At 63.8% G+C, this 12,048-nt stretch carries 14 protein-coding genes; 5 read left to right on the forward strand and 9 right to left on the reverse strand.

Annotation, left to right across the window (positions count from 1 at the left end):
- Positions 1 to 4 precede the first annotated feature (4 nt).
- The gene (locus DZC52_RS15405) at positions 5 to 247 is read right to left on the reverse strand and encodes a hypothetical protein (protein ID WP_147307699.1); all 243 of its coding nucleotides are present in this window, start codon (positions 245 to 247) and stop codon (positions 5 to 7) included.
- 199 nt (positions 248 to 446) lie between these two features.
- Here DZC52_RS15405 and DZC52_RS12665 point away from each other — a divergent pair, with 199 nt between their 5' ends.
- Both DZC52_RS12665 and DZC52_RS12670 read left to right on the forward strand, forming a co-directional pair.
- Entirely contained in the window at positions 447 to 797 is a 351-nt protein-coding gene (locus DZC52_RS12665; RefSeq protein ID WP_147307700.1) for a hypothetical protein, read from the forward strand.
- An 8-nt stretch (positions 798 to 805) separates the two neighbouring features.
- Positions 806 to 2,155 (forward strand): hypothetical protein, encoded by a 1,350-nt coding sequence (locus tag DZC52_RS12670; protein WP_116651516.1) that lies wholly within the window; start codon positions 806 to 808, stop codon positions 2,153 to 2,155.
- A gap of 194 nt (positions 2,156 to 2,349) precedes the next feature.
- On the opposite strand, the gene DZC52_RS12675 is transcribed toward DZC52_RS12670, so the two are convergent.
- From DZC52_RS12675 to DZC52_RS12715, 8 genes are all read right to left on the reverse strand, one after another.
- Entirely contained in the window at positions 2,350 to 2,784 is a 435-nt protein-coding gene (locus tag DZC52_RS12675; RefSeq protein WP_220338371.1) for a glutaredoxin family protein, read from the reverse strand.
- A gap of 159 nt (positions 2,785 to 2,943) precedes the next feature.
- Positions 2,944 to 3,468, reverse strand: a complete 525-nt coding sequence (locus tag DZC52_RS12680) for an SCO family protein (RefSeq protein ID WP_147307701.1) — start codon at positions 3,466 to 3,468, stop codon at positions 2,944 to 2,946.
- Positions 3,469 to 3,783: 315 nt separating this feature from the next.
- Positions 3,784 to 4,611, reverse strand: coding sequence for a MipA/OmpV family protein (locus DZC52_RS12685; protein ID WP_116651519.1), 828 nt, complete (start codon positions 4,609 to 4,611; stop codon positions 3,784 to 3,786).
- A 152-nt stretch (positions 4,612 to 4,763) separates the two neighbouring features.
- The gene (locus tag DZC52_RS12690; protein ID WP_116651520.1) at positions 4,764 to 5,489 is read right to left on the reverse strand and encodes a sulfite exporter TauE/SafE family protein; all 726 of its coding nucleotides are present in this window, start codon (positions 5,487 to 5,489) and stop codon (positions 4,764 to 4,766) included.
- A complete protein-coding gene (locus tag DZC52_RS12695; RefSeq protein WP_116651521.1) occupies positions 5,489 to 6,274 on the reverse strand; it encodes an SDR family oxidoreductase in 786 nt (261 codons plus the stop codon). The genes DZC52_RS12690 and DZC52_RS12695 overlap by 1 nt, the downstream gene beginning before the upstream one ends.
- A gap of 352 nt (positions 6,275 to 6,626) precedes the next feature.
- Entirely contained in the window at positions 6,627 to 7,571 is a 945-nt protein-coding gene (locus DZC52_RS12705; RefSeq protein ID WP_147307702.1) for a polysaccharide deacetylase family protein, read from the reverse strand.
- Positions 7,572 to 7,639: 68 nt separating this feature from the next.
- Entirely contained in the window at positions 7,640 to 9,154 is a 1,515-nt protein-coding gene (locus DZC52_RS12710) for an amidohydrolase family protein (protein ID WP_116651523.1), read from the reverse strand.
- A 31-nt stretch (positions 9,155 to 9,185) separates the two neighbouring features.
- Positions 9,186 to 10,562, reverse strand: a complete 1,377-nt coding sequence (locus DZC52_RS12715) for a serine hydrolase domain-containing protein (protein ID WP_116651524.1) — start codon at positions 10,560 to 10,562, stop codon at positions 9,186 to 9,188.
- Positions 10,563 to 10,747: 185 nt separating this feature from the next.
- Between DZC52_RS12715 and DZC52_RS12720 the strand changes: the two genes are divergently transcribed.
- The 3 genes from DZC52_RS12720 to DZC52_RS12730 are packed head-to-tail and all read left to right on the forward strand — an operon-like array spanning position 10,748 to position 12,046.
- Positions 10,748 to 11,080 carry a hypothetical protein gene (locus DZC52_RS12720; protein WP_116651525.1) on the forward strand — a complete coding sequence of 111 codons (333 nt, stop codon included), beginning with the start codon at positions 10,748 to 10,750 and terminating at the stop codon, positions 11,078 to 11,080.
- 11 nt (positions 11,081 to 11,091) lie between these two features.
- The gene (locus DZC52_RS12725; protein WP_116651526.1) at positions 11,092 to 11,676 is read left to right on the forward strand and encodes an RNA polymerase sigma factor; all 585 of its coding nucleotides are present in this window, start codon (positions 11,092 to 11,094) and stop codon (positions 11,674 to 11,676) included.
- Positions 11,669 to 12,046 carry a hypothetical protein gene (locus DZC52_RS12730; protein ID WP_147307703.1) on the forward strand — a complete coding sequence of 126 codons (378 nt, stop codon included), beginning with the start codon at positions 11,669 to 11,671 and terminating at the stop codon, positions 12,044 to 12,046. The genes DZC52_RS12725 and DZC52_RS12730 overlap by 8 nt, the downstream gene beginning before the upstream one ends.
- The last annotated feature ends 2 nt before the right edge of the window (positions 12,047 to 12,048 follow it).

A 12,048-nucleotide genomic window follows, 5' to 3' on the forward strand; every position in this document is an offset into this window, starting at 1 on the left:
ACCGCTACCTGATGCGTTGCGCGCCACAGGCCACGCGCGCTGCTTCGGCCCGGCAGGGTTGTCGTCGGTGACCTTCAGGAATCGCTTTTAAGTCGCAAACTCCGACCAGCGCCGCCTCGTCCTCGGTCTGCACGATGGTCGTGTGCGGCAGCGCCGACAGCGGGCTGTTCTGCAGCGGCCGCGTGAGCCGCGGTACTGCGCCAAGTCGCCGGCCCAGGTCGGCGTCATGAGGCTGATGGTCGGTCAATGGGTCATTTCACGCTCGAATCGGGTATTGGCGTCCGGATCACCGTCGCTAACCGGTGAGCGCTGCGACTTCGATTGCCGATTTCAATGGGACAGGCGCGACAGTCGGATCCGGTGGAGCACCGCGACCGTGGGCTTCCGCACGGACGCCCCCCGGAAGCGGGGGTACAAGGCTCTACTGTTGGCTGGAGATGATTGTCATGAAGAAGTTCGTGAACGCGGTTTCCGGATGTTGCCTGCTCTTTGCAATTGCAGGTTGCGACTCCGCCAGTGAAACGCCCGATTCCGGGATGGACCTCTTTGCCGGCAGCAAGGGATCGAGATCCTACCTCCCCGAGGTGGCCCCGGTTGGCGCGACGATGCTCGAGGGCCTTGGCAACTACAGCCTGAGCATCGACGCGTCCAGTCCGGAGGTCCAGCAGTGGTTCGACCAGGGACTGGCGCTGACCTACGGCTTCAATCACCAGGCCGCCGAGCGGTCGTTCCTGCAAGCGGTCGAACTCGATCCGCAGTGCGCTCTGTGCTGGTGGGGCGCCGCTCTGGTGCTGTGAACGCTGGCATGGATCCGGTCAACAACGCGGCTGCCTGGGAGCGAATACGGGCGGCACAGTCCCTGGCCGATAAAGCGCCATCCTGGCAGCAGGCCTATATCGAGGCTCTGTCGGCGCGCTACGCCGAGAACCCGCCCGAAGACCGCAGCGGCCTCGACCGCGCCTATGCCGACGCCATGGCCGAACTGGTCGCCGCCCGCCCCGACGATCTGGACGCCGCCACGCTCTACGCCGAATCGCTGATGAACCTGCAACCCTGGGACTACTGGACCATGAACGGCCAGCCCGTCGGGCGCATCGATGAGATCGTGTCCGTCCTGGAAAGCGTGATCGAGCGCGATTCCGAGCACGCCGGCGCGCTGCACCTCTACATCCACGCCGTCGAGGCCTCGGAACACCCTGAGCGGGGCGTAGCCGCCGCCGACCGCCTGCGCACCCTGATTCCCGGCTCCGGCCACCTGGTGCACATGCCCGCGCATATCTACGCCCGGGTGGGCCGCTACCACGACGCCGTCATCGCCAATCAACTGGCCATCGAATCCGATAACGCCTACCTGGCCGCCTGCCGGCCGGGTCCCGGGGTGTATCCGCTGGGCTACGTGCCCCACAACCACCATTTCCTGTGGTTTGCCGCCAGCATGGAAGGCGCACGCGACATCGCCCTGGCCGCCGCCGAGGAAACTCACGCACGCACCAGCGACCCTGACCTGATGCGCACGCCGGGCTTCGAGGGCATGCAGAACTTCGCGCTCACGCCGCTGTTCGCCAAGGTCCGCTTCGGCCTGTGGGACGACATCGTCGACGATCCGAAACCGGCCGACGACTTGCCGTACATGCGGGCCATCTGGCACTACGCGCAGGGCATGGCGGCTGTGCGCAGCGGACGCCAGAACGACGCACAGGCACACTATCAGGCCCTGCTGCAGGCCAGTACCGACCCGGAAATCGAGAAACTCATGATGTGGCAGCGTTACTCACTGATCCGTGGCGTGCGCGTGGCCGAGCGCGTGCTGGCCGCCGAGCTCGCTCACGCCAGCGGCAACCTGGAGACGGCCCTGACGGCCCTCGAGGCCGCTCGTGACATCGAAGACGACCTGCCGTACGACGAACCACCGGGCTGGCACGCACCGGTGCGCCACACCCTGGGCGCCATGCTGCTCGAAGCAGGCCGCGCCGAGGAAGCCGAGGCCGCCTACCGCGCCGAGTTGCGCCGCAATCCGGAAAACGGCTGGTCGCTCTATGGGCTGAGCCAGGCACTGCGCGCCCAGGGCCGCAATGGCGAATCCGACCGGGTTCTGCTCCGCTTCGAAACGGCCTGGGCCCAGGCCGACGTCGCGCTGGAGAGCTCCCGCTTCTGAGTCAGCCAGGGGCCGGGCCGCCTTGCAGCGCCCGGTTCTTGCTCGAACCCATCGGCGAGGGCATGGCCAGGCCAGCCGATGAGTGCAACGAGCAACTGGACCGGTGAGTGGTTGCCCCCGGTTTCAATACGCGAATGAGGGTTCGGCTCACGTGCAAACGACGCCACGCCCGGCCGGGGTGACCTCAACAGGGCCTATTCATATACGCGCTCGAAGCCTTTCACGCTGAAGCCGTTGATGCGCGTATCGCCGACCAGGATCACCGGCACCCCGGTGGCATCCATCGCCTCGTAGCGGCGTCGGGCCGCCGGATCCTCGTCGATATCATACTCGGTGTAGCGGATGCCGTTGTCGGCGAAGTACTGCCTGGCCTTGGCGCAGTAAGGACACCAGTCGGTGGCATACATGATGACCCGCGGCCGATGGCCTTCGTCGGTCGGTTGGGGCGCCGGCTGGATCTCCACCGCCGTGTAGCTGTTGATCGGCTCGATATCAAGCTCTTCAGAGCTCTCTTCTACCGGCTTGCGGTCGCTGAAATGGAGATTGCCATCCTCGTCCACCCACCGATAGACCTGCGCATCAGCCAGACTGCAGGCCAGCACCACCCATACTGCAAGCAACTTGTACACCGATCCGATACCTCCCTCCCGCTTGTGCGCGACCATGGTACCGCAAAGTCCAATCCCGACAGCAGTGGCTCTGAGCGCTACCTGATTAGCCGCATGGCCCACTAGCGCGTATCCGCACCGACGGGTTCGAAGCGAAGTTGCGTCGCGCCATCCCCACCTTCAGCGCCCGGCCCGGGCGATCTTCCCCAGGTCCTCGGCCAGTTCCGCGGCATTCAACGGCGCGGCAAAGTAACCACGCATCCGCCCCTCCGGATCGATCAGCGCCAGCGCCGTTGAATGATCCATGGTGTACTCCCCGTTCCCCATCGGCACGCGCACGTAGGCCATCTCCAGACTGCCCAGCAGGCGATCGATCACCGCCTTCTCGCCGGTCAGCGCCTTCCATTCGGGATTGAAGTGGCCCATGTATTCGGCCAGGTGCCCCGGCGTATCCCGCTCCGGATCCACACTCACGAAAATCGTTCGCAGCCGATCCGGCGCGATACCCGCACGCTTCTGAGCCGAGGCCAGTAGCGACAGGGTGGCGGGGCAGATATCCGGGCAGTGCGTGAAGCCCACGAACAGCACGCTCCAGGTCCCGCGCAACTGCGTATCCTCGAATACCTGCCCATGTTGGTCGGCAAGCCGGAATGCGGCGACCGGGCGGGGCTCGTCGAGAGCGCGGGCATGTTCCAGTGAGGTCATGGGATCCGACCCAACGCCGGAGCAGCCGCACACCAGTACGGCGGGGAGTCCAAGGAGGAGCAGGGCGAACAGGCGGTTCACTGTGGAAGCCTCTCGCGGAAGGGTCGCCAATGGATTGTACGCCCCACTGACACCACCGTCGCTGAGCGACAGCTCCTGGCCGGCATCAGCGCTGGCCGTGTTGACCAGCTATCCGAACCTGGTGTCGGACGAACTTGCACTGCCCGACCTATGCAAGGCAGTACTTGTCTGTACGCAACTTGGGCTGTGCAGGTCATGCGGCAAGAAGGGCAGGCTGGTTCCTGGTTATGCGATTTAGAACACGTAAATGAATCCGACGCCGACCTCGGCTTCGTAGTTGTTGCGTGTGATTGGGCTATCGGCAACGTCGCTACCATAATGTTCATAGAGCGCCTCGCCGAAAATCTGCCAATTCTCGCTGATATAGTTGCGATAGCTGTAATTGACCCCGATCGATCGGAATCCGCCACTCAGATCGGTCTCATTGAGTCCTGATGCGGCTGACTGCAACGCGTTGATGCCGAAATCCCTGTTGGCGCGCTCGCTATCGTGAAAGACTGCAACGAGACCAATTTCAGAACCGCTTCCGTCCTTTCGTTCGCCGAAGCGGCGCCCTACGCCGAAGATCCCCAGGTTTCCGTTTTCGCCGGTGACGACTCGACCATCCAGCCAATAACGCCAATCGGCATTGAAAGCGCGGCGCGCTTGCAGCACGACTTCAATGCCCTCATCCGTATCGCCCAGCCCATCCAGGCGGCCGTCATCGGAATCACTTTCTTCCCGGCCTTCATCGAAGGCCACGGCGGCGTCGAACAGCCACGTATCAGCACGAAGGCCACGCCAGCCCAGCGCCTCACCGGCCCAGTAGAAAATGTCATCACCCCTGCGCCACTGTGCTGCGCCGGCAGGCTGGACTTCGAAGCCGAACTCATCCGATCCTTCGTAGGCCGATTCGTATTCAACGCCCAGGCCCAGCCCGAAGCCCCAGCCGTCCTCACCCTTCGTGAAGTCGTCGAGCGAGGGCAAGGGCACCAAAGCTGCTTCTTGTTCCTGGGCGAGGGCTGTCTGGAAGAAGAGGGCCTGTATGAACACCACCAACAGCAAACCTGAAATCGTTTTCATTTGAAGAGCGCGCCAGCATGAGAGAGGCGATAATTTCGCTGAGCGCGTGTGAGGCTCTTGTGATTGGGCCACGCACTACCGCGTCGTGATCTACATGATTGATTGTGAATGCGTTTCGCTGACTCTCCTGGTCTGGCCGCTGCTGCGAGGCGTTATCGAACAATCAGCGCGAGGCCGGTAACGATCAACATCAGGTAAACCACCTGCCTGAAGCGCCGCTCATCGAGTCGGTGGTGGAGGAACTCCCCCAGGAAATAGCCCGCTGCCAGCACCGGCAAGTACGTCGCCACCCTCGGCAATGCGGGGATCAGCGTGCCGTCGATCAGAAATGCCACGGTCAGCCCGAGATTCAGGCTGAACCAGACGGTGACCAGCGTCGCCCTGAGACTGCCCTTGTCGAGATGCTTGCCCGCCATGGCGTAGACCAGCAGCGGGCCGCCCGAGGCGAACAGGCCGTGGGTGATACCGGCGGCGAAGGTCAGGACCCGGCTCAACCATGCCGGGTGGCGGTGGCTTGGGACGTGTTTGATCAGGCGCCAGAGTTCGCGGGATGCAAACCAGATGATCAGAACGCCGAGCAGCATCTTGAGCAGGCTCTCCCCCAGCCAGGGCCGCAGGAAATACCCGGCCAGCGTTCCGGCGGCCATCAGGGGAAGGACGAGTTTCAGCAGAAATGCCTTGTCGATATGGTGGCGGTTCTTCCAGGCGATGGTGCCGGTCATGAAGATGTTCAGTGGCACCAGCACGGGGAGCATGCTGGCAATCGGCAGCAGCAGGGCGCCCAGGGACAGGGCGATGACGATCGAGCCGAAGCCGGTGATGGCTTCGATGGTCGACGAGAGCAGGATGCAGACGCCCAGCCAGATCCACGGCAGCATCAGCGCAGGTCTCCTTCGAATTTCCGGCGGATCAGCTTCAGGTACAGGCTCGGGGCGATTCGCCACAGCAGGCTTCCGATTCTCGACAGGCGGTCGGGGTAGAGCCAGGGTTTGCGCTTCTCGGCGGTGCGCACGATGCGTTCGGCCATCCAGTGGGCGTCCTTCGGTTTGCCGATGCGGCTCTGGGCGTGGCGGGCCGGCTGGCCGTCGGCGCCGAGGGCGTTGGCTTCGATATCGGTCTTGAGGAAGCTGGGGTAGACCATCAGGACGTCGACGTCGTCGTCGGCCAGTTCCATGCGCAGCACTTCGAAGAACTGCGTCAGCGCCGACTTGGCCGCGCCGTAGGCCGCGCGGCCGGGCAGGGGCATCCAGCCGGCCATGGAGCCGATGTTGACGATCTGGCCCTTCGACTCGCGCAGCAGGGGCAGGGCGGCCAGGGTGAGTTCGACCGGTGCCTGCCAGTCGACGGCCATGACCTTTTCGAATACTGCCGGGTCGGTGCGGTGCGCGGGCGAGCGGTGGGTGATGCCGGCGTTGTTGACCAGGATGTCGAGGCGGCCGAAGCGCTCGCGGGTGGCTTCGAGCAGGTCGGCGGTGGCTTGCTGGTCGGTGACATCCAGGGTTCGTGTCAGGACGCGATCCGCGGCGTCCAGCTCGCGCTCGAATGTTTCGAGCTCTGCCTTATCGAGATCCGCGAGAACCAGGCTGCAGCCTTCATCGAACCAGCGCCTGGCCATCGCGCGGCCCAGACCCGCCGCCGCGCCGGTAATCAGGACGATTTTCATTGGGTCGTCCTCGTCAGGTGGCGGGCGATCCGGTACCCGCGGGGTGTGCCGCCGGCATCCGTTGGTTCGAATTGCATCCTCTCTCCCGTGGGCGCGGACGTTGGAAGGCAGTCATTCGTGTTGCTGCGCCGTGGGTCAACCCGCCTTTGGGTTGGTCCAGCAGCAGATTGCGCGCCGGGCAGCGACCGACTTGGCCCAGTGTGCCACGACTATTCCTGATCCTGTTCAAGTCGCTGCGCGGTGACCCAGTAGAGATCGCCGTCACGCGAGAACAGCAGCCATCGGCCGTCCGGGGTGACGTATGGCGTGATCTCTTGGCCGATCCTGGTCAGTCCGTCGAGGCGTTCTGCGGCTACTGGCAGCTATTGCGGAAGGCATTCATGACCGTCTCGGAGGGGTCGGGTTGGCCGAAGACGCTGGGTCGGATCCTCATCGAGCGGGCCCAGCGGAGTAGCCATGAGGGGCCGTAGCGCTTGCTGGGGCCCGCCATCGTGGCGTACGCGGGGTCCTCGAGGGCCTCTTTGAGCGTGACGAATTCGTAACCGCGGCTTTTGAACAGTTCGAGCGAATCGGACAGGGTGGCGGCGTTGATCCGGTTGGCGTGGATCAGCCAGATCTGCGGGATCGGCCGGCCGAAGAGATCATCGCTCATGGTCTCGAATGCGTCGATGGCGTCGCCGAGGTGCTGCATGTATTCGGCAACGAGCGCCGTCCGATCCATCCCGGGGTCTTCGCCGGCTGCCAGGTGGTCGTAGATGCAGGAAAACAGGTAGTCGGTGTGTTCGATGGTGAAGGGCGCCACGGTGTAGCCGTGCGCGGCCAGGAAGCTCTCGAAGGCGAACTGTTCCTCGATCGAATCGCCGGTTTGCGTGAAAGGGTGCCGGAAGTAGCGATAGGGGCGATCTGCCCGTTCCGACAGCCAGCGTGAGATCGGCTCCCCTTTCAAGACCGCCGCCTTCATGGCGGACAACTCGGTCTCGTGCATGCCGACGTGCCCGAAGGTGTGGTTGCCGAGCTCCATGCCGTCGTCCAGCCACGCTTCGAGCAGGGCGACGTTGGCGTCGATACCGCCGTCCTCGAGCAGCTTGTCCTCATTGACGAACCCGACCGCCTGCGCGTCACGGTCGCGCAGCGCCGACAATATCTTTTCGGTGATTTCCCGCTTCTCGTCGACAGAGACCGGCGTCGCGCTGGCCACGGGCAGGTCGTCGATGGTGATGGCCAGCTTCTTGCCTTCGGCGCAGTAGGCGGCGATCGGCATGAGGCAGAAGAGAATGATTGAAAGAGTGCGGTTCATCGGATCGGTCACCTTCGTTGTTCTGATTCGGGGTGGTCGAGATTGCCGTCAATTTGTCCCATGTCAGTTTACGAGTTGCCGGCGGGATGGTTGTCGGCTCGTGATCGGGCGGCATCAAGAAGGTCGTCCAGCGTCACGCGATTCAGTAGTTTTCCATTGAATATCACCGAATCGATCGAGCGGGTATTGGAGATGTTCTCCAGCGGATTGGCATCCAGCAGCAACAGGTCGGCTCGCTTGCCGACCGCGATCCCCCCCAGCAGGTCGGATTGGTCGAGGTATGCCGCGGGTGTTGTCGTCGCAGCACGAAGTACGTCCATCGGCGGGAGGCCGGCCCGGGAAAGATGCAGCAGTTCGTCGTGCAGGCTGAAGCCCGGGAAGGATATCGTGTCGTTGGCATCCGTGCCGGCCATGATCTGCACGCCCGACTGGAAGGCCAGTCGCGTGATCATCAGCCCGTGTTCGAAGAACGCCGCATAGGCGGCCACGTCCTCTGCCGAGGACGAGTTGGCAGTCGATTGCAGGTCCTGCTGCCAGAAGCCGCGCAGCATCGTCGGCACATAGGCGAGCCGGGGATCCTCGCGGTAGTCGGCGTTCCCGGCGCGGGCATCCATCTCCCGCGTCTCGTGCGTCGGCACGTAGTAAGTGCCGTTGTCTACAAGCTCGGCCAGCAGCCGGCGACATAGCGCCGGATCGAACGAGGTGACGATTGCATTCAGTTGCTCGGCAACTTCAGGCATTTCCACATCGACGTCGCCTGCCAGCCGGCGCTGCCACATCGAGCGCAGCTCCGATCCGGTCCGACTGCAGTCGCGGGGGATGACCCGCGCATGCTCGATGGTTCGGTGACCGCGTTCCGACGCTTCCAGCACCAAGACCGGATGCGGCACATGGCCGCTGACTTCGTGTCCGGCCGCCTTCGCCTCTTCGAGCAGCGCGAAGTAGGCGCCCCGGGGCAATCCGCTGTAGGTCTTGATGAAGTCGACGTCGCGCGCCCGGATGTGCCCGACGAGCGTGGTCGCCTGGGCGGCATCGGTCGGGGTCACGAAATCCGGCGCGCCCTCGGGCACGTGGGGCGGCCGACGTTCGGACGGCCCTCGCACGATGGCGCTCGACAGCCTTTCGATATGCGGCCCGGGCCTGAGTCCGGCCTCGATTTCGGCCTGCAGTTCGCGGTAGTCGTCGATGCAGGCGAAGATCTCCCCCCTCGGTTCCCAGCAGTCTCCGCTCATCTCTCTGACGCTCGTCACGCCGTTGGCCAGAAGCAATTCCAGCGTGCTGTCGGAGAACATCGGGTGGGCCAGGTGCACGTGCATGTCCATGAGGCCGGGTATCAGGAACTTGCCCTCGGCGTCGATATAGCCGGGGCGTTCGTGGTTGTCGGCTCCCGTGTGTCGAATGGTCGCGATCCGGCCATCGACGATGTGCACATCGCGGCCTTCGAGGACGCGCCGTGACTCCGGGTCGATCACCGTGACGTTACCGATCATGATCGTGTCTGAATCTCGGCCGGGCAGGGCGCAGCCGTGAAGCAATAGCGCGACGATCAGGCATAAGGCGGGCTTGAGGTTCTGGTTTGCCATGTTCACTTGTCCTTCCGCTCCATGCCGGGGGTCAGATGTCCTGCAATGCGTTCAGCCAGGCCTCAGCGGCGTCGGAATCGAAACCGGTGACGAGCCGCTTCACTTCGCCGTCGACGACCAGAAGTCGCTCGACAAGCCGCTCGACCTGCTCGATTTCCATCTTGCCTTCGAGAACGGCGAATACATAGGGGTCGACGGCCCGTGAAGCGACAGCCTTGTCGGAGGCTGACAGCCCGGATTGCTGAACCAGTGCCGTATCGACGGCATGGAGCAGCTTCGACAGGAAGCTCGGCGAGCGAGAGATGCCCCGGCTCATAGGCTCCAGTGCCTGCGGCGGCAGGTGTTCAAGGTAGCGCCAGACGAGCCGGTCCATGCTCTGGACAATTCGCTCACCGTTGTCGAGCGCGGCCTTGATCAGGGGGCGATAGACGAGTTCGCCGTTGGAGCTGCTGGTGAGTATGACCAGCCCTTCTCCCGTTTCAGGATGGACAATGGCGAGTGTGCGAACCCCGGGCTCGCGGCCGTCGTGCATCAGGGCCTGCGAATTGCCCAGGGGAATCAGCTTCCAGCCCAGTCCGAAGTGTTCGGCAGGATCGTCGTGCAGGGCCTGGGGCGACTGCATCTCCTCGACGAGCTCTTGGGAGAGCTCCGCTCCTTCGGCGACCCAGGCGAGGAAGCTTGCGTAGTCGCCGACGGTCGTCATCAGGTGCGCGGCGGCGTTGGGCCGGCGTTCGTCGAGACTGGTGTCGATCGGCTCTCCCGCCTCATTGTAGCCTCGTGCCACATTGTCCCCGATGGTGTCGGTCCAGCCCATCGTGGTGCGGGTCATACTGGCGGGTTCGAAGACGTACTCGGCGGTCAGTGCACTGATCGACGCTTCCGTGCTGCGCTCGATGGCGCGGCGCAGGTATTCGAAACCTTCGCCCGAATATTCGTGCCGGGTGCCCGGGGGGAACATGAACTGCAGTTGCCGGTTGCCCCGCCAGTTCGGAAGTCCAGACTGATGGCTCAAAAGGATGCGCGGCGTGAGCTGTTCATGACGGGGATCGTCGGCCAGGTCAGGGTCGACCCAGAGATCTCCCAGCGACTGATCGAGCGTCATCTCGCCTTCATCGACCAGGTGCAGGGCGGTGACCGCGAACACCGGTTTGGTCAGGCTTGCGGCATTGAACACGGTATCGGTGTTCAGGGCCTTGCCCGGTGCACGCTCGCCGAATGCGGCCTGCCAGGCGACGCGGCCGTTCTCGATGCTGGCGATGGCCAGGCCCGGTACTCGGGCTCGTTCCATCTGGCCGGCAATCTGCTGCTGGAGCGCTTCCGGTGGCAATGCGTTCTCCGGGCGCGCCTCCTGCATGGCACAGAGGCCGAAGATGACGGCAAGGCCGGTCAGCAGGATGGACTTTCTCATGGTAGCTTCCTCTTGGTCTGGTGCTCCCCAATGGAGCGTGTCTGGACATTCGCTTTCGTGGGGATTGATACGGCGAGGCCGGAATCGGTTGCACCCGGAATGAAATTAATTCGGAATTTTGTGCAGCCGAATCCTGTTGTGTTGTATCTAATCGTGTTGAGGAACGAATTTTCCGGGAGACGACCATGTTCGACATCATCGCTTTGCTGATCCCCATCGTCGGGTTCATATGCCTGGTCGCGATCGTGCGCGCGGTCATCGACGGGCGAGTGAAAAGGCGGCTGGCCGAAATGCAGGCCAGCGAGGGCATGGTTCGTGCGCTCGCGCAGGCCGACGAGGCCAGGCGCAAGCATGAAGTGCTCAAGTGGGGGCTCGTGCTGGGGTTGACCGGCTTCGCCCTGGTCTTGATCGAATTGTTCAATCTCGGCAGTGAGGATCCGGGCGCTTACGGGCTGTTGCTCGCCGCGGCGGGCGTCGGCCTGCTGCTGAACAGGGTTCTCCAGGGGCGCGATGCCTGAGACCACGATTCGTGGAACGGAAAGACGACAGGACTGGCCGGGATCGCGCGCTGGTCGAGGCCGTGCGCTCCGGCCGGGAAGGGGCGTTCGCGGCACTGGTCGAGCGGCACCAGCGCCTGGTTTGGCACCTGGTCTACCGCATGGTGCGCCATCCGGAAGACTGCCGCGAGCTTTGCCAGGAAGTCTTCATTCGCGTTCATGCGAAGCTGGGTCAGTTCCGCTTCGACAGCTCTTTGGCGACCTGGATCGGCAAAATCGCGTTCAGCATCTGCGCGAGGCACCTGCAGCGCAAACGACTGCCGCTGCTCGAGTCGGGCGAAGACGACACGCCTCCCGTGGAGACGGCGGCCGACGATTTCGACCTGGCTGCCGCCTGCGCCGACCAGCAGTTGCTGGGTTACTTGCAGGAGGCACTGGAAGAACTGCCTCCGATCTCGCGAACGGTTCTAACGCTGTACTACCTCGAGGAGATGAGCGTGGGCGAGGTCTCCGAGATCATGGACAAGCCGGAAGGCACGATCAAGAATCTGCTCTTTCGCGCGCGCAACCGTTTGCGCTCTGAATTCAACCGATACCTGGAGCCATCCGATGAGTGAACATCACAGGGACAGTGACCCGTTCGAGGCCTTGTTGCGGCATTCGATTCGAACGGCGCCGATGGCCGAGCCGCCGCCGGGGTTCGCCGGGTCGATGGAGAGCCTGGTCGCCGGCCGTGCCGAGGCTGCGAGTCTGGAAGCCTGGCTGACACGAATCGCCATCTGGATCACGGCGATCGCGACCGTCGGCTTTCTCGTGTCTTTCATCGGCCGGCTGGTCGGCTATCTGGGCGAGGTCATGGGCGATGCGCCCTGGCCGCTGTTGGCTGCGACTCTGGCGATTCTGGGGATGATCAAGTTGATGGAGTTCGTACCGCGTTGGGGGCACGGTACTCGCGCAGAGCCGCACGGCGGCGGTGATCTGAGCTGATT

Origin of the sequence: Wenzhouxiangella sediminis (assembly GCF_003410055.1) — a bacterium.
GTDB lineage: Bacteria > Pseudomonadota > Gammaproteobacteria > Xanthomonadales > Wenzhouxiangellaceae > Wenzhouxiangella > Wenzhouxiangella sediminis.